At 44.7% G+C, this 15782-nt stretch carries 17 protein-coding genes, 1 tRNA gene, 1 pseudogene and 1 other annotated feature; of the genes and pseudogenes, 5 read left to right on the top strand and 14 right to left on the bottom strand.

Going from position 1 to position 15782, the window contains the following annotated elements:
- Window positions 1-41: 41 nt before the first annotated feature.
- The 5 genes from phnD to rplU all read right to left on the bottom strand — a co-directional run bounded on the left by phnD (window position 42) and on the right by rplU (window position 3000).
- Window positions 42-977, bottom strand: coding sequence for a phosphate/phosphite/phosphonate ABC transporter substrate-binding protein (phnD, locus tag IGJ17_RS10160; RefSeq protein ID WP_005235326.1), 936 nt, complete (start codon window positions 975-977; stop codon window positions 42-44).
- Between the two features lie 463 nt (window positions 978-1440).
- Window positions 1441-1905, bottom strand: coding sequence for a GNAT family N-acetyltransferase (locus tag IGJ17_RS10165; RefSeq protein ID WP_005235322.1), 465 nt, complete (start codon window positions 1903-1905; stop codon window positions 1441-1443).
- A gap of 109 nt (window positions 1906-2014) precedes the next feature.
- The gene (gene rpmA, locus IGJ17_RS10170; RefSeq protein ID WP_003126181.1) at window positions 2015-2308 is read right to left on the bottom strand and encodes a 50S ribosomal protein L27; all 294 of its coding nucleotides are present in this window, start codon (window positions 2306-2308) and stop codon (window positions 2015-2017) included.
- Window positions 2309-2320: 12 nt separating this feature from the next.
- Window positions 2321-2665, bottom strand: coding sequence for a ribosomal-processing cysteine protease Prp (locus tag IGJ17_RS10175; protein WP_005225752.1), 345 nt, complete (start codon window positions 2663-2665; stop codon window positions 2321-2323).
- Between the two features lie 26 nt (window positions 2666-2691).
- Entirely contained in the window at window positions 2692-3000 is a 309-nt protein-coding gene (rplU, locus tag IGJ17_RS10180; RefSeq protein WP_005225751.1) for a 50S ribosomal protein L21, read from the bottom strand.
- Window positions 3001-3019: 19 nt separating this feature from the next.
- Window positions 3020-3090 (bottom strand) — a sequence feature (ribosomal protein L21 leader region).
- A 169-nt stretch (window positions 3091-3259) separates the two neighbouring features.
- Between rplU and IGJ17_RS10185 the strand changes: the two genes are divergently transcribed.
- Entirely contained in the window at window positions 3260-3913 is a 654-nt protein-coding gene (locus IGJ17_RS10185) for a uracil-DNA glycosylase (protein ID WP_034872574.1), read from the top strand.
- Between the two features lie 17 nt (window positions 3914-3930).
- Here IGJ17_RS10185 and leuD read toward each other — a convergent pair whose 3' ends face one another.
- From leuD to IGJ17_RS10205, 4 genes are read right to left on the bottom strand one after another with little or no spacing between them, the layout of a single operon-like run.
- Window positions 3931-4518, bottom strand: coding sequence for a 3-isopropylmalate dehydratase small subunit (gene leuD, locus IGJ17_RS10190; protein WP_016612252.1), 588 nt, complete (start codon window positions 4516-4518; stop codon window positions 3931-3933).
- Complete coding sequence (gene leuC / locus IGJ17_RS10195; RefSeq protein WP_086373056.1) at window positions 4518-5900, bottom strand: 3-isopropylmalate dehydratase large subunit; 1383 nt, start codon at window positions 5898-5900, stop codon at window positions 4518-4520. Before leuC ends, leuD begins: the two co-directional genes overlap by 1 nt.
- Window positions 5881-6945: a 3-isopropylmalate dehydrogenase gene (gene leuB / locus IGJ17_RS10200; protein WP_005235314.1), complete on the bottom strand. Its 1065-nt coding sequence runs from the start codon at window positions 6943-6945 to the stop codon at window positions 5881-5883. The genes leuC and leuB overlap by 20 nt, the downstream gene beginning before the upstream one ends.
- Window positions 6942-8462, bottom strand: a complete 1521-nt coding sequence (locus IGJ17_RS10205) for a 2-isopropylmalate synthase (protein WP_016612263.1) — start codon at window positions 8460-8462, stop codon at window positions 6942-6944. Before IGJ17_RS10205 ends, leuB begins: the two co-directional genes overlap by 4 nt.
- Before the next feature lie 576 nt (window positions 8463-9038).
- Here IGJ17_RS10205 and IGJ17_RS10210 point away from each other — a divergent pair.
- The 3 genes from IGJ17_RS10210 to IGJ17_RS10220 all read left to right on the top strand — a co-directional run bounded on the left by IGJ17_RS10210 (window position 9039) and on the right by IGJ17_RS10220 (window position 10719).
- Window positions 9039-9737 carry an O-methyltransferase gene (locus tag IGJ17_RS10210; RefSeq protein WP_034872576.1) on the top strand — a complete coding sequence of 233 codons (699 nt, stop codon included), beginning with the start codon at window positions 9039-9041 and terminating at the stop codon, window positions 9735-9737.
- 145 nt (window positions 9738-9882) lie between these two features.
- Window positions 9883-9956: transfer RNA gene (locus IGJ17_RS10215), tRNA-Arg, on the top strand.
- 340 nt (window positions 9957-10296) lie between these two features.
- Window positions 10297-10719 (top strand): HIT family protein, encoded by a 423-nt coding sequence (locus IGJ17_RS10220; RefSeq protein WP_194188722.1) that lies wholly within the window; start codon window positions 10297-10299, stop codon window positions 10717-10719.
- A 39-nt stretch (window positions 10720-10758) separates the two neighbouring features.
- On the opposite strand, the gene IGJ17_RS10225 is transcribed toward IGJ17_RS10220, so the two are convergent.
- A complete protein-coding gene (locus tag IGJ17_RS10225; protein ID WP_016620458.1) occupies window positions 10759-11295 on the bottom strand; it encodes an AAA family ATPase in 537 nt (178 codons plus the stop codon).
- Between the two features lie 114 nt (window positions 11296-11409).
- Between IGJ17_RS10225 and IGJ17_RS10230 the strand changes: the two are divergent.
- Window positions 11410-12257 (top strand): annotated as a pseudogene (locus IGJ17_RS10230) (PhzF family phenazine biosynthesis protein).
- Window positions 12258-12410: 153 nt separating this feature from the next.
- Here the strand turns inward: IGJ17_RS10230 and trpA are convergent.
- The 4 genes from trpA to trpC are packed head-to-tail and all read right to left on the bottom strand — an operon-like array spanning window position 12411 to window position 15776.
- Window positions 12411-13187, bottom strand: a complete 777-nt coding sequence (gene trpA / locus IGJ17_RS10235; RefSeq protein ID WP_429961322.1) for a tryptophan synthase subunit alpha — start codon at window positions 13185-13187, stop codon at window positions 12411-12413.
- The gene (trpB, locus tag IGJ17_RS10240; protein WP_315040054.1) at window positions 13184-14377 is read right to left on the bottom strand and encodes a tryptophan synthase subunit beta; all 1194 of its coding nucleotides are present in this window, start codon (window positions 14375-14377) and stop codon (window positions 13184-13186) included. Before trpB ends, trpA begins: the two co-directional genes overlap by 4 nt.
- Window positions 14374-15021 (bottom strand): phosphoribosylanthranilate isomerase, encoded by a 648-nt coding sequence (locus tag IGJ17_RS10245; protein WP_429961323.1) that lies wholly within the window; start codon window positions 15019-15021, stop codon window positions 14374-14376. Before IGJ17_RS10245 ends, trpB begins: the two co-directional genes overlap by 4 nt.
- Window positions 15018-15776 (bottom strand): indole-3-glycerol phosphate synthase TrpC, encoded by a 759-nt coding sequence (trpC, locus tag IGJ17_RS10250; protein WP_429961324.1) that lies wholly within the window; start codon window positions 15774-15776, stop codon window positions 15018-15020. Before trpC ends, IGJ17_RS10245 begins: the two co-directional genes overlap by 4 nt.
- Window positions 15777-15782 lie beyond the last annotated feature (6 nt).

Raw genomic sequence — 15782 nt, forward strand, 5'->3', positions numbered from 1 at the left:
ACCTCAACTACCGGTACCCTCCCGATCTATTCATCTATTAGTTATTGTCCGACTTGTTCCGCATACTCTCTTACGATGTCGAAATTGCTGTCTTGTGAAACAACGTATCCTTCATGAGAGTAAATATCAGAGATGATTTGTTTTCCTTCTTCATCTTTACCGATCGCGATAAAGGCATCTTGGATTTTTTTGTCCCACTCTTCACTCATGTCGCTGCGGACACTTATCGTATCGTTCGGGATCGGTTCGGTAAAGTACATTGGTTCTACCTCATCCATGATTTCTGGGTAATCATTTTTGACCGTGTTGCGGGCATCTTCAAAAACGAACGCTGCGTCAACGTCGCCATTCAAGACAGATAAGACCGCTTGGTCATGGCCTTTGACTTGAACAGTCGTCACATCCGTATTGATATCGATGCCTGCTTTTTTCATTTCTGCTACTGGCCAAACATAACCGGCAGAAGAAGTAACATCTTGCGTGGCAATCGTTTTGCCTTTTAAATCTTCCAACTCTTTGATATCGCTGCCGCTTTTTACGACGATCATTGAGCGATAGCTATCAACCAATTCATCCGTTGATTCCCCACCAGGCTGCTTGATGCCATAACGCTGTGCTTGTAATAGCACCTTAACATTGCTTTGTTCATTTGCTAAAACATAGGCATTCGGCGGTAAAAAGCCTACATCTACTTGTTTCGAAGCCATTGCTTCGACGATTGTATTGTAGTCAGTGGAAACACTCACAGTGACTGGAATCCCCAATTCATCACTTAATAATTGCTCAAGTGGTTTTGCTTTTGCTTCTAATGTTTCTGCTGCTTGTGATGGAACAAATTGAACGGTCAACTTTTCTGGTACATATCCTGCTTCTTCAGCCGCCGAGTCAGTACTTGCTCCACCTGAGCCACATGCCGCCAGCGTAACTGCTGCCACCAAACCTAAACCAAACATTGCCGTTTTCTTCCAAACTTTCATCACTTTTTCTCCTTTTCATTAAAAAAATCGAACTCACGGAATTCCGAACTTTCCTTTTTGATTATAAAAAACCAACGAATCAAAAACAATCTTTTTCGAATTACGAACGTTTTCTTTTTTGATAATGTTCGTGTTTCGACCAAAATCATTCGTGAGCACATTCTCAATAATCAACGTTTTTCGAAAGTTTCTTTCCATTTGTTCTACTTCCTCAGAGTATCAAATGAATATAAGGTTTGTGTTGTCAACGTGTAAAGATTTCGTTAATAGCAAAAGGAACTTTGTGAACAACAAAGCATGGATATACTCGTAATTCTTACCCTAAGTGCACAAAATTTCTTGAAAAATCTAGCCAGAAAATGACGGCACACTTTTTTGACCGGAAAAACACCAATAAAAAAAGCAGAGAATCCCCTTAAGAACTTCTGCTTTTGACCTCATTTTTTACTGTAGAAAGAGTCATTTACCCTTGATCCGTTGGCAGCTGCAACAAGAGTACATGCTCGTTATCAATCATTTCACCTGTCAAGACAAAGCCGTTTCGTTCGTAAAGCTTTGTTGCGATCTCGTTGCCATCTACAGCGGAGATCCTTAATTCTTGCGCTTGGATATGGGTTTTGAACCAATCTAACCCAGCAAGAAACGCCTGACTGCCTAACCCTTGATTTTGGAATTTTTCTGCGATCATAAACCGCTCGATCCACCACGAAGCTTTTGGATAATCCTCATCCGCTTCGTAAAAACTAAATAAGAGAAAGCCGACCATATCCTCACCATTGTAGAGGGCAAATGCCTGACGTGGTTCCTCATAGATCGCCTCTAACATTGAGTACCAATTGGGCGCAACAAAATCTTCTTGCTCCTTCGTTGTCTTCAAATTCATGCACGCACGATAGTTTTCCTTCGTGATTTCTTTTAATTGAATCATTGCTTCACTCCTTATCTAAGCTATTATAAATAACTATTTCGTTAAAACGGTTTCATCGGTGTATAAAAAAACACCCAGGTTACTTTTACGTAATCTGGATGTCATTTTCTTATGCTTCTTGCGCTACTGGATAAACAGATACTTGTTTTTTGTCGCGGCCTTTACGTTCGAAACGAACAACGCCGTCAACTTTTGCAAACAATGTATCATCTCCACCGATACCTACGTTTACCCCTGGGTAAATTTTAGTACCGCGTTGGCGATAAAGGATTGATCCGCCTGAAACGGTTTGACCGTCAGCACGTTTCGCACCTAAACGTTTTGATTGAGAGTCACGTCCGTTAGAAGTAGAACCCCCACCTTTTTTGTGAGCGAAGAATTGCAAATTCATTTTCATCAACATGAGATGCACCTCCTAGTTTTCTTTAGTAGTTTTGATTTGGATATAATCGTTGTACTCTTCTTGAACTGATTGCAAGCCGATCAACAAATTTTCTAAAAGAATTTGTGCGATATTCGACTGCTCTTGGGTCAAACGAGAAGGCAGCGTGACTAATAAGTACCCACCATTTTCGTTATCTGCTTCAACTTTTGGCGCAACGCCAGCCAAAGCATCGATCCCATTGACTGCACTGATCGCTAAAGCGGATGCTGCAGCACAGACGATGTCTTTGCCGTATTCTCCTGCTTGTGCGTGTCCAGCTAGTTCAAAAGAAACAATCCGACCAGAGTCATTTCGTTTGAATGTCCCTTTGATCATATTCGTTACCCTGCTTTTCGTAAGAATTAAGCGTTGATCGCGTCAATAACAACTTTTGTGTAAGGTTGACGGTGACCTTGTTTACGGTGTGAATGTTTTTTAGGTTTGTATTTGAAAGTTACGACTTTCTTTTGTTTGCCGTGTTTTTCAACAGTTCCTTCAACAGTTGCTCCTGCAACGATTGGGGCACCCACTTTTGTTGATTCGCCACCTACTAAGATAACTTCATCAAAAGTAACCTTTTGCCCAGCTTCAACGTCTAATTTTTCAACGTAGATTGCTTGACCCACTTCAACTTTTACTTGTTTCCCACCAGTTTTGATAATTGCGTACATGCTCTACAGCACCTCCTTATAATATACTTAGACTCGCCATCCCAAGTGACTTTCGTACTTACTACTTGTTCTGTGCGGTTGTAGCTGTGGAGTCCACAATTACAACAGATTAACTTTATCAAAATGTTTTCCTAAAGTCAATCACTAATTAAGGAAAAGACAGAATTCTTTTGCTACTAGTCATTTCCTTTTGTGCATTTTTTATTTTCTATTACTATAGAAGAAAGAGCACAAGCGAAACAGAATGGGAGGAGTTTTCATGCAATACCCCAAAGAATTAGCCACTGCCGTTCAACAGGCATCCCGCAGTTATCCGTTGGAAGGATTTGTTCCAGGTCAAGGACCGCTGCAGCCCAAATTGATGATCGTTGGTGAAGCCCCTGGTCGAACCGAAATCGAGAATTTTATTCCTTTTAGCGGACAAGCAGGAAAAGAATTGATGAAATCGTTGGCTTTAGCCGGTTTGACCCGTGAGGATGTCTACATCACCAGCGCTGTCCGCAGCCGTCCATATTCCGTCAAAGAACGAATCAACAAGCGCAGCGGTGCCCATGAGATCGTCCATCCCAATCGGACACCTACCAAAAAGGAAGTCTTGCTACACGCACCACTGCTTGACTACGAGTTGTCCATCGTGGATCCGCCCGTCATTGCAACTGTTGGCAATATCGGACTACAGCGATTATTAGGCAACGCCTATTATATCAAAGACCACCATGGCGAAGTGATCCGTTCCAAAATTCAAGAAAGCAATCCGACAAAGGATGGCTATCAATGGTCGGAAAAAGAATATCTGATCGTGCCGATGTATCATCCCGCTGCGATCTTTTATAATCGGACGTTGACTCCGCAAATCGAAGCTGATTGGCGAGGGTTAAGAAACATTCTTTCACAAATACCAGCCGACGAATAACGACCAGTCCCCTAGCCCTACTGCCAATACGCTGGAATCGTCTGCTCATAGGCGGTGATTTTCGCCTCTTCCTGCAAGGTGATACTGATCTCATCGAGACCGTGGATCAATTTGTGTTTCCAGGTAGCATCGATTGCAAAGAAATGCTCCTCCCCGGCAACGATCACACATTGCCTCGGCAAGTCGATGCTGATTTTTTCAGAAGCAGGCAGCGAGGCGATCCTTTGGCGAACAGTCAAAGGCAGCTCGATGGGTAGCAGCCCGTTTTTGGTGGCATTCATATAGAAAATATCACCGAAGCTGCCAGCAATCACGGCTTTAAAGCCGTAATCCAACAGCGCCCATGCCGCATGCTCTCGAGAAGAGCCAGAACCAAAATTATCACCAGTGACGAGGACTTGAGCGGTCTGATATGCTGGATCATTCAAGATAAATGCTGGATTAGGCTTGCGTTGCGGCAAATAGCGCCAATCGTCAAATAAAAATTCGCCAAACCCCGTTTTTTCAACGCGCTTCAAATAATTTTTCGGTAGGATTTGATCGGTATCGATATTGTCATTCATCAAAGGCAGCGTCGTACCTTCAAATTGCGTAAAAGCTTCCATTAACCAACACCTCCAACCACTTCTCGTACATCGACAAAACGCCCATGGATCGCAGCTGCTGCCGCCATTGCTGGACTACAAAGGTGCGTCCGAGCGTTTTTCCCTTGCCGTCCAACAAAATTGCGGTTTGACGTGGAGGCACAGTGGACGCCTTCTGGTACTTTATCAGGATTCATTCCTAGGCACATGGAACAGCCAGGCTCCCGCCATTCAAAACCAGCCTCAATAAAGACTTTGTCTAAACCGATAGCTTCCGCTGCTTTACGAACAGGGCGTGAACCAGGAACGATAATGCCAGTGACCCCTTCTTTGATGGTCTGACCTTTCAAAATCGCCGCTGCTTCTTGCAGATCAGACAAACGACCATTGGTACACGATCCGATAAAGATGTATTCGATGGGGATATCGGCAGCCGTCTGTCCGGGGTGCAGTGCCATATATTCATAGGCTTGCTGATCATTGTGATCTCGCACTTCAGGAAACGTTTCGCTGACCGGTACTCCCATTTCTGGATTGGTGCCCCAAGTGATGTAAGGTTCTAAGGTTGCTGCGTCTAAGGTGATCAGGGCATCATAGTTAGCACCTTCATCGGTATACAGGGTTTCCCAATCCGTCACCGCACTGGCAAACGCTTGTGGCGCAAAGCGTCGATCCTTCACATAAGCAAAGGTCGTTTCATCAGGTGCGATCAAGCCCATTTTCGCCCCACCTTCGATCGACATATTGCAAATGGTCATGCGCTCTTCCATCGTCAGGTTGCGGATCGTTTCGCCAAAGAATTCTACGGCATAGCCACCACCAAAATCTGTGCCATGCGTCGCGATCAATGCCAAAATAATATCTTTGGCGTACACCCCCGGCTGCAGATGACCGGTGATCTCAACTCCCATGCGTTTCGGTTTTGTCTGCCAAATCGTCTGTGTCGCAAAGACATGCTCCACTTCACTCGTACCGATCCCAAATGCGATCGCGCCGAAAGCACCATGGGTGGCAGTATGGGAATCACCGCAAACGATCGTTTTTCCTGGTTGGGTCAAGCCTACTTCTGGGCCAACCATATGGACAATTCCTTGGTTGGCAGAGCCATTGTCACACAATTCGATCCCAAAATCATGACAGTTTTTACGTAACGTATCCATTTGCTTTTTTGCAACCAGATCGGTGATGGTAAAAATATCTTTGGTAGGCACATTATGATCCATTGTTGCGAAGGTTTTTTCGGGACAGCGAACTGTCCGTCCCGCTTGCCGCAAGCCTTCGAAGGCTTGCGGCGTCGTCACTTCATGGATCATATGCAGATCGACATAAAGCAGCTGCGCCTGCCCTTCTTCTCCTGTGATCACATGCCGATCCCATAGTTTATCAAACAGCGTTTTCCCCATAATTGCTCACTCCTAACTGTGCAATAACCGCTTCTGTAAAGGCAGTTGTCGTTGCCGTCCCACCTAAATCACGCGTCAAGATCCCCGCATTCATTACCTCATAACACGCACTTTCGATGGTATCTGCCAGCTGTTCCTCTTGAAAGGACTCTCTTAGCATCATCACGACAGACAAAATCATGGAAACCGGATTGGCACAATTTTGCCTAGCAATATCCGGTGCCGAGCCATGGATCGGTTCATATAAAGAAACCCCTTCTGCGCCATGGCTTGCGCTTGGTAGCACCCCTAATGACCCCGGCAAAACCGAGGCTTCATCACTTAAAATGTCGCCAAAGAGATTTTCGGTCACGATTACATCAAAGTCTTTGGGATTTTGGATGATTTTCATAGCGGCGGAATCAACATATTGATGAGTCAACTGACAATCCGGGAATTCCTGTGCCGTTTCTTCCGCTAATCGGCGCCAAAGCCGGCTAGTCGCCAACACATTTGCTTTATCGACAGAGAGAACCCGCTTCTTCCGCGTACGGGCGATCTCAAAGGCTTTACGCAAAATCCGTCGAATCTCTGCTTGGTGATAATGATTGATGTCGTAGGCTTCTTCAGGTTTTTCTGCTTTTTCGCCAAAATAGATACCGCCAGTCAACTCACGAACGATGACAAAATCTGTCCCTCGAAGGATCGTTTCTTTGATGGGAGACAAAGCAATCACCGCATCAACTACTTTGATGGGTCGAATATTGGCGTATAGACCTAACGCTTGACGCAGATTCAAAAGTCCTTTCTCGGGTGTTGTCGGTGCGTTTTCCCAAGCTGGATCACCAATGGCTCCTAAAAGGACCGCATCCGCCTGCTGGCAAGCTTGTAGTGTTTCTTGCGGCAATGGCTCTCCAGTAAGTGCCAGCGCCGCTCCACCAAATGGCCGCTGGTCAAAATGAAAGTGCTGGAGATGGTCAGGACAAGCCGCTTTCAATACCGCAAGGGCACTGTCCATAATTTCTGGTCCGATGCCATCTCCTGCTAAAACCACGATCTTTTTCAAACAAGGACACCTCGATTCTTTAGAGCTGCGCTAGCCTGTACATATGCTTTGGCTGACGCCTGCAAGACATCAAAGTCTAAGCCGATCCCGCTGATTTTTTCATTGGTTTCCTGGCATTCAATGACCACGTGCACTTCCGCTTGCGCATCTTCCCCACTGGTCAAGGCAGTGATCTCATAATTCAACAACTTCGGCTGCTGCTGGAAAATCTGATCGATCGAGTTGTAGATAGCTTGGATACTGCCGGCACCGATGGCTGATGCCACTTGTTTTTCCTCGTCTTTGATGATAGAAACCACTGCTCCTTGATGGCCATTGGACACGTATTGTAGCTGAACGGCGTCCAACTCGCAGCCGCCTTCTTGGCTGCGGCCTTGATCGGCCACCAAAGCCAGCAAATCTTGTTCGGTCACTTGCTTCTTTTTATCTGCCAATTCTTTGAAGCGTTTAAACAATTCGTTGGTTTCTTCTTGGTCAAACTGGTAGCCCAGTTGCTGCATTTTATCGACAAACGCATGGCGGCCAGAAAGTTTGCCTAAAGGCAACGAGTTGGTTTCTACCCCCACCAACTGTGGGGTAATAATTTCGTAGGTCTCAGGATTTTTCAAGACGCCATCTTGATGAATCCCTGATTCATGGGCATAAGCATTGCCTCCGACGATCGCTTTGTTTTTCGGTACCGTGATTCCTGACAAACGTGCCACCAGATCGCTGGTTCGTTTTGTTTCGTTTAATTTGATGTTGGAGGTAGCCTGATAGAAATCATTGCGAATATGCAACGCCAAGGCCACTTCTTCTAATGCAGTATTGCCAGCTCGTTCGCCGATCCCGTTGATCGTTCCTTCCACCCGATCAGCACCATTTTCAATAGCCGCCAGCGCATTGGCTGTCGCCATTCCCAAGTCATCATGACAATGGGAAGAAAAAGTGATCTGCTGCTCGCTTTTGATATTGGCGATCAAATAGGCAAAAAGCGCTCCATATTCCGTAGGATTGGTAAACCCTACTGTATCGGGCACATTGATGATCGTCGCGCCGGCATCAATCGCTGTTTGAACCGCCTCAAGCAAGAAGGCTTTATCGGTGCGGGTGGCATCTTCTGGCGAGAATTGAACTTTTTCAAAGCGTTCACGCGCATAAGCCACATGTTCTTTGATGGAAGCGAGTACTTCTGCTTTCGTCATATTCAGCTTGTACTGGCGATGCACCTTACTCGTTGCTAGAAAGACATGGATCTGTGGATCGACGGCTTGATAAAGAGCTTCATAGGCACGATCAATGTCTTTTTTCTGACAACGGGCAAGTCCTGCAACGGTCATTTTCGTCACCGCCCCAGCAATCGCTTTGACTGCTTGAAAATCTCCTTCTGATGCAATCGGAAAACCTGCTTCGATCGTATCGATGCCCCATTTTTCTAATTGCAGCGCCAGTTGAACCTTCTCTTTCGTATTAAAGTTGACTCCCGGGGTCTGTTCACCGTCTCGCAATGTCGTATCAAAAAACTGGATTTTTCTCATCACTATTTCCTCCTTAGCAGTGGTAGGAGCACGCTTGGCGCGACCTCATTCAAACACAATTGAAAAAATGGTATAAAAAAAGCACTCCATAAAGGGTTTCCTTCATGCAATGCGAATAGGACTCTTCAAATGATGCCTTAAAAAAGGCGGGTCATAGAAAAAGAGTCCTTACGATAATAATAATAAAAATGCAGCTGTTTGTTTCAATCGTTTATCCATCGTCGTCACCTATCACTTTTTTTATCTTGTTATGAAGATACCAAACAGCAGGTTCCTCTGTCAACACTTTTCCCTGAATTTTCTGAATATTTCGATAAAAAGTTCGTTTTTGCCCTGTTGATGGGTTGCTTTTCTTCTTGATGAAAATTTAAGCAGAACCTGACGAGATCTTCACAGGATTTTAACCAAACCTCCACATAACACCGTTATGATAGAAATATCCCAAAAATATTTTTCACCCCTTTATCCTGCCAGTCTTATGACTGGTTTTTTTTGTTGTTCCAAAGACTCGAAAAGATTGAACTTAAGGTGAGTTATTCGTATAATAAGGGGCAGCGATAAATTAGGAGGATGAAGATGCGCAACGAAATGATGCATCGTCCAGTAGTCAAACCAGAACTAGTGGCGTTTATGCGTGAAAAACAAAAGCAATTACCCGGCGAACTTGGTGAAATCGAGCAAGCCGCTCATGAAAAAGAAGTGCCAATCATCCCACATGAAACAGTGGTCTTTTTGCAGTTTTTATTAGGACAACTCCAGCCAAAAGAAATCCTTGAGATCGGCACAGCGATCGGTTTTTCTTCAAGCTTGATGGCGCAATGTGTGAAAGATGGTCATGTCACAACGATCGATCGCTTTGACGTCATGATCCGCAAAGCCAAAGAAACTTACGCTCGCTTAGGAAATGAAGAAAAAATCACGCTATTAGAAGGACAAGCGGCAGACGTTCTACCTACATTGAGTGGCCCTTATGATTTTATCTTCATGGACAGCGCCAAATCAAAATACATTGAATTTTTACCAGAATGTCTGCGTCTATTACGCAAAGGCGGTGTGCTGATGGTGGATGACGTATTTCAAGCTGGAACGATTCTACACCCCATCGAAGAAATCCCTCGTAACCAGCGAGCGATCCATCGCAAATTGAATCTTTTCTTGGATACCGTGATGAACCATCCTCAGCTGACCTCCACGCTTGTCCCTTTAGGAGATGGTGTGATTCTCATTACGAAAGAAGCAGATAGCGTAATTCTTGAGGAACCTGAGAAAGGTTGAGGGCAGCTGCGCTTCCTTTTTTCAAAGAAAAAATAAGAAAAGGGCGAAAAGCGATTGACATTGCTGCGCCCTTTTTCTATAATGTTATTTGTTGCTGATTGATTTCAACAGCTTAGGCGAAGTGAGCATTCGCTGAAAATTATTTGTTCCAGTAGCTCAGCCGGATAGAGCATTCGCCTTCTAAGCGAACGGTCGGGGGTTCGAATCCCTCCTGGAACGTTATATTATCGTGCATTGCACTAGCAGATCGTTAGGAATCTTGATTCCTAGCGATTTTTTTTGATAAATTTTTAAAAACCACTTTTTTCAAACGTCACTTTTACCACAAATCAGCAGCACGGTGCTTTTCTTTTGCAAACAACCTATTAACTAATTATCTAAAACATCATTAATTATCACATATAGTTTTAACTGCTAAATAAATATGATATTATCCTCTCAAAGAGCGGCTTAATTACAAAGATCGTTTATGGTTTCCCATAATCCCGTAGCTTCACATTTTTAGATATTATACTTCTCGAACACAACTAACAAAATTTATTCCATAGGAGGAATTTTGATGGAAGAATGTCCTTTTTGCCGCATCGTCTCTGGAAAAATAAAAAGCCATGTAATCTATGAAGATGACAGTGTTTGCGCCTTCCTTGATCATGCCAAAGACGTGGATTATCATATGCTGGTTATTCCTAAAAAACATTACACCAGTATTTTAGATTGCGACCCCGTTCTTCTTGCTCACCTCATTCAAACGGTTCAAAAAATAGCAGATCATTGTGTCACTCGCTTAGGATTTGATGGGATTAATTTGCTAAGCGCAGCAAATCAAGCAGCGGGTCAATCAGTCCCTCACTTTCATCTTCACTTGATTCCGAGAAAAAAATGTGACGGTATCAATGCGTGGCCCACATTCAATGGAGCAGCGCTCTCTTTAGAGGAAGCAGCGGCATTTTTGACCTCTGAAACAGATAGTAAGGGAGATTAAACAAAACTCAGTAGACTAAATCTTGCTTAAAAGCGCTTCTTAAAATACTTGATAATACTTGACTTGTTCTGCTAGCTGATCAGCTGGTAGAGCACCATCCAGTACATAGTCGGCTGTTTCAGCAATGATCTGTTCGTGTAAAACAAATAGCTCCCTTGCATAGGAAAGATAAGTATCTGCCCAAGTCAAAATCGCTTCTTTTGATTCGTTCGTATAATCCCGTTTAATCTGACGAGCAAAAGCAATATCTAGTGGTGTTTTCAAATAAATCACCGTATCGATCAACTGACGCAAATCTTGGTGCTCATATCCGAAGGGAAAGTCCACAAAAATGATTGGTTGAATGCTCATCGCTCTCTTCAAATCTTTCAGTAGCAGACTGATGTCATATTGATTGATCGCTGCGCGGGGATCTTGTAAAAAATAATCAAAAGATGGTGCTGAGGGCAATGCATCGATACTATAATCATCAAAGGAGATCACTATTCCATCTGCCAATCTACTCAATTCACGAACCAATGTCGTTTTGCCCGACGCTGTAACGCCACTCACTACAACTACTTTCCCTCTCTTCATAAAGTCCCTCCTCTGTCGTACCTTCAGTATAACACGCTTACCCAATCCGTTTTCATATCCTCCTCCTGCAAAAATTATGCTATGCTTAACAAGAACAAAGAAAGCAGGTGTCCTATGGAGATAACGGTACATATCGCAAGTGGGTTTAGTAAAAATCAAACGGGTGGCAACAAGGCTGGAGTCGTCTTGTTGGAACAGCCTCTTACGCCACAACAAAAGTTAGCCGTCGCAAAAGAGTTAGGCTTTTCAGAAACAGCTTTTTTATCGAAATCCCCGCAGGCCGATTTCCGATTTGACTATTTTACGCCAAAAGAAGAAGTTGACTTATGCGGACATGCAACAATTGCCTCCTTTGCACTATTATCGTATCTAAACAAACTTTCCAGGCAACAGTATCGCATCGACACCAACGCCGGACGTTTGTCGATCACCATCAAAGACGGTGTCATTTTCATGGAACAGAACAAACCACTGTTTTCAGATGTGCTTTCACTAGAACAATTAACTGACTGTTTTGATACCAATGCTATCAATGATCAAATTCCTATTCAAATCGTTTCTACTGGATTAAAGGATATCCTTATTCCAATCAAAACAACGGCCCAGTTGCACCTAATTTTGAGGAAATAAAAAAAGTAAGTGCGCTTCAACAAGTAGTTGGCATGCACTTATATGCAATGGAAAAAGAACGAATCGTTTGTCGTAACTTTGCTCCATTGTTTGACATCAATGAAGAATCTGCCACAGGCACTTCCAATGCCGCCTTGGCTTGCTTCTTGTATCAAAAGTGTGCCCTCGAAAAAGAAGTGTATCGCTTTGAACAAGGCAGCAATTTAGGTGAACCTTCTGAAATCTTTGTCAAACTCGTTACGACTTCGCGAAAGGAAATCCAACATGTTTACGTTGGGGGCAGAGGGCATTTTTGCGAGACAGTAACCATCGACACCGATACACTGGCATAATCACGACAATTTGGGGCTGATCTTCAATCAGCCTTTTTTCTTTTCCTCTTCACACATCACTTTCTTTTTTCCATAGCAGCCCATCAGTACCTCGAATACTAGTTTTCTCATAAAAAAAGAACCCAATTCGGGTTCTTTCCTTCACATTGTTTTCTATGGCTTACCAACGAGTTCTGCTAACAGCTCACTGACTTTAGGCAGTGGCTCGTTTTGTAGCGCTGCTACGATTTTTGAACCGATCACTACCCCCTCACACACACTGGCAAAGCGCTGCACATCTGCGTGGGTCGAGACCCCGAAACCAGCTAATACTGGAATCGGACTTTTTTCCGAAATGGCTTGCAAATGCTGATCCAGCTGTTCGTTGTATTGGCGATCTTCTCCAGTGACACCGTTCACTGTCACAGCATAAACGAATCCTTCTGCGTCTTCGATCAGCGTCTGAATTCTGTCTGGAGGACTGGTCAAAGAGACCAGTGTGATCAGCGCGAGATCCGCCGCATCAAAAGTAGGCGTTACTAGTGATCGATGTTCAAAAGGTAAATCTGGAATAATCAACCCTTTCACATTTGTCGCTTTTAACTCATTTGCTAACTGTTCAATCCCATAATGAAAGAATGAATTGGCATACCCCATCAATACCAGTGGAACCTCGGAATGGATGGTTTGCAGCAAAGCAATGATCTTTTTTAAAGTGGTCCCATTGGCTAATGCCTGCATTCCAGCTGCTTGGATGACGGGTCCATCTGCGACTGGGTCTGAAAAGGGCACGCCGATTTCAATGGCCGCTGCGCCATGTGTCGTCAACAGCTCGATTTCTGCTGGCAGGCGTTCCAGTCCGTTGGCACCCGCCATAATATAAGGAACAAATAGTGGCTTGCCTTGTTTTTGGCGCTCCTTTAGTTTCATCGTCAATGTTTTGCTGGTCATTTCGCTGCTCCTTTCCGGTCTTTGATTTGTTGAACATCTTTGTCCCCTCGCCCAGACAAGCAGATCACTAAGCGTTCTTCGGGTGTCATGATTGGGGCTAGCTTTAGGGCATAGGCAACGGCATGAGCACTTTCCAAAGCAGGAATAATGCCTTCGATTTGAGACAAGAGATAAAAGGCGTCAACGGCTTCTTCATCAGTGACAGCGAAATACTCCGCTCGCTCAATCTCCTTCAAGTAAGAATGCTCGGGACCGACCCCTGGATAATCCAAACCAGCTGAAATCGAATAAGGTTCGATCACTTGCCCATCATCGTCTTGCAGCAGATACATTTTGGTACCATGTAAAATACCGATACTGCCTTTCGTCAAGGTCGCCGCATGCTCAGTAGTATCCACACCTTTCCCAGCTGCTTCAACGCCAATCAAACGAACGGTCTGATCATCGATAAAAGGGTAAAACATTCCCATCGCATTGCTGCCGCCGCCAACACAAGCAACGACTGTCGTCGGTAGTCGTCCTTCTTTTTCTAATAGTTGCCGTCGTGTCTCACTGCCAATCACACTTTGAAAATCTCGAACGATCTCTGGAAAAGGATGCGGACCGAGTACGGAACCCATCACGTAATGGGTGTCCTCGACGGTTGCGACCCAGTAACGCAGCGCTTCATTGACAGCATCTTTCAATGTCTGATTGCCTGAAGTGACTGAAACCACTTTTGCTCCCAACAATTCCATTCGAAAGACGTTTAGTGCTTGCCGCTGAACATCTACCGCACCCATAAAAATCGTGCATTCCATACCGAACAACGCGGCCGCAGTCGCTGTGGCGACGCCATGCTGTCCAGCACCGGTCTCCGCTACCACTTTCTTTTTCCCCATCCGCTTTGCTAATAACACTTGCCCTAGCGCATTATTGATTTTATGGGCGCCCGTATGATTCAAATCTTCTCGCTTCAGATAAATTTTGGCACCGCCTAAGTGTTGTGACAAGCGCTGTGCATGATAAAGGGGGGTCTCTCTTCCTACATACTCTTGCAAATATTCCTGTAATTCTGCTTGAAAACTTGCGTCCGCTTGTGCTTCACGATAGACAGTTTCCAATTGCTTGACTGCATACATCAATGTCTCTGGCACAAACAGCCCGCCAAAAGAACCATAAAAACCTGCTTCTGTGGGGTATTGGGTCATTTTATCTTCTCCTTTACTAAGTAAATAAATTGTTCGATTTTCCGACTGTATTTCTTCCCCTGGGTTTCAACGCCTGAAGAAACATCGACAGCATAAGGCCTAAAAAGTTGGATCGCCTCTTCTACATTTTCCGCGTGCAAACCGCCAGCAATAAAAAATCGCTCAGACAACGGCAACGGTTTTCTCGCCGCTTTTTGCCAATCAAAGGATTGGCCGTTGCCGCCAGCATAAGGGTGATCTCTTACTGGAGCGTCCAATAACCCAAAATCTGCATCGCAGCTTAGGAAATCTTGTTCTAAAGTCTCTGCTTCTCCATCAAAGGCTTGGATCACTGCGATCTTTTGATGCGCAAAAATGCCTGTCTGGATGGCTGTTTGCAAAGATGGCAGAACCTTTCCATGGAGCTGAATCGCTGTCAGCTGGGCGGCTTGAATTGCCGCTTGCACTTCTTCAAAACTTGGAGAAACGAAAACCCCGACTTTCCCTACATTTTGGGGTACTTGCTCCGTTATCTTGCGGACTTGTGTCGGATCGATTCTCCGACGGCTTTCGGCAAAAACAAAGCCAAGGTAATCTGCTCCTGCACTGATGGCAGTTTCGACATGCAGCCGTTCGGTGAGTCCACAAATTTTCACTTTGGTCATCGGCGGCTCACCTGCAAATCTGCAGCTGTTTCAGCAATTCGATTGCTTCTCATCAACGTTTCTCCAACGAGGACTCCATGATAAAACGGTGCAAGCTGCAGCACATCTGCGGCAGTTCGAATACCAGATTCACTGATATAAACCGCCTCTGATGGCTGAGGTGCTAAAGCAACACTGACATCCAAGGAAACGTCAAAAGTTTTTAGGTCACGATTGTTGACGCCGATGATTTTGGCACCTAATGCTTGGGCTTGTAGAAATTCAGCCGCATTATGAGTCTCAACGAGTACTTCCAACCCTAGTGCTTCGGCTTCTTGATACAGCGCGACGAAACGGGCTGGCTCTAACGCAGCCACGATCAATAAAACGATACTGGCACCTGCATTCTTGGCGCGAATCAATTGTTTTTTGTCGATAATGAAGTCTTTGCATAGTATAGGCACCGAAACAGCCTTACTGACTGCTTCAAGATCTGCCAGCGAGCCTTTGAAAAACTGCTGGTCGGTCAAAACGGAAATTCCGCTGACACCCGCGGCTTCATAAGCTTCCGCTTGTGTGACTGGGTCGATCGCTTGGTTAATGTCTCCTTTTGAGGGTGAAGCACGCTTGATTTCAGCAATGAGGTGCATCTTTTGTGGTCGGTCCTTGACTTGCTGATAAAATGATGGGCGTTTCGCTACGACCTTTTCGGTTTCTTGTGACATCGCGGCAACTTCTTCAACTTTTTTCTGGATGATCGTTTCTAAAAAATCCATGATTCT

The sequence above is a fragment of the Enterococcus sp. DIV1096b genome, from assembly GCF_050498765.1.
Classification (GTDB): Bacteria; Bacillota; Bacilli; order Lactobacillales; family Enterococcaceae; genus Enterococcus_D; species Enterococcus_D entomosocium.

Excerpts from the sequence above, each read along its gene's own strand:
- phnD (WP_005235326.1), bottom strand. The coding sequence starts at position 977 with ATGAAAGTTTGGAAGAAAACGGCAATGTTTGGTTTAGGTTTGGTGGCA.
- IGJ17_RS10165 (WP_005235322.1), bottom strand. The coding sequence starts at position 1,905 with ATGATTCAATTAAAAGAAATCACGAAGGAAAACTATCGTGCGTGCATG.
- rpmA (WP_003126181.1), bottom strand. The coding sequence starts at position 2,308 with ATGTTGATGAAAATGAATTTGCAATTCTTCGCTCACAAAAAAGGTGGG.
- IGJ17_RS10175 (WP_005225752.1), bottom strand. The coding sequence starts at position 2,665 with ATGATCAAAGGGACATTCAAACGAAATGACTCTGGTCGGATTGTTTCT.
- rplU (WP_005225751.1), bottom strand. The coding sequence starts at position 3,000 with ATGTACGCAATTATCAAAACTGGTGGGAAACAAGTAAAAGTTGAAGTG.
- IGJ17_RS10185 (WP_034872574.1), top strand. The coding sequence starts at position 3,260 with ATGCAATACCCCAAAGAATTAGCCACTGCCGTTCAACAGGCATCCCGC.
- leuD (WP_016612252.1), bottom strand. The coding sequence starts at position 4,518 with ATGGAAGCTTTTACGCAATTTGAAGGTACGACGCTGCCTTTGATGAAT.
- leuC (WP_086373056.1), bottom strand. The coding sequence starts at position 5,900 with ATGGGGAAAACGCTGTTTGATAAACTATGGGATCGGCATGTGATCACA.
- IGJ17_RS10205 (WP_016612263.1), bottom strand. The coding sequence starts at position 8,462 with ATGAGAAAAATCCAGTTTTTTGATACGACATTGCGAGACGGTGAACAG.
- IGJ17_RS10210 (WP_034872576.1), top strand. The coding sequence starts at position 9,039 with ATGCGCAACGAAATGATGCATCGTCCAGTAGTCAAACCAGAACTAGTG.
- IGJ17_RS10220 (WP_194188722.1), top strand. The coding sequence starts at position 10,297 with ATGGAAGAATGTCCTTTTTGCCGCATCGTCTCTGGAAAAATAAAAAGC.
- IGJ17_RS10225 (WP_016620458.1), bottom strand. The coding sequence starts at position 11,295 with ATGAAGAGAGGGAAAGTAGTTGTAGTGAGTGGCGTTACAGCGTCGGGC.
- trpA (WP_429961322.1), bottom strand. The coding sequence starts at position 13,187 with ATGACCAGCAAAACATTGACGATGAAACTAAAGGAGCGCCAAAAACAA.
- trpB (WP_315040054.1), bottom strand. The coding sequence starts at position 14,377 with ATGACCCAATACCCCACAGAAGCAGGTTTTTATGGTTCTTTTGGCGGG.
- IGJ17_RS10245 (WP_429961323.1), bottom strand. The coding sequence starts at position 15,021 with ATGACCAAAGTGAAAATTTGTGGACTCACCGAACGGCTGCATGTCGAA.
- trpC (WP_429961324.1), bottom strand. The coding sequence starts at position 15,776 with ATGGATTTTTTAGAAACGATCATCCAGAAAAAAGTTGAAGAAGTTGCC.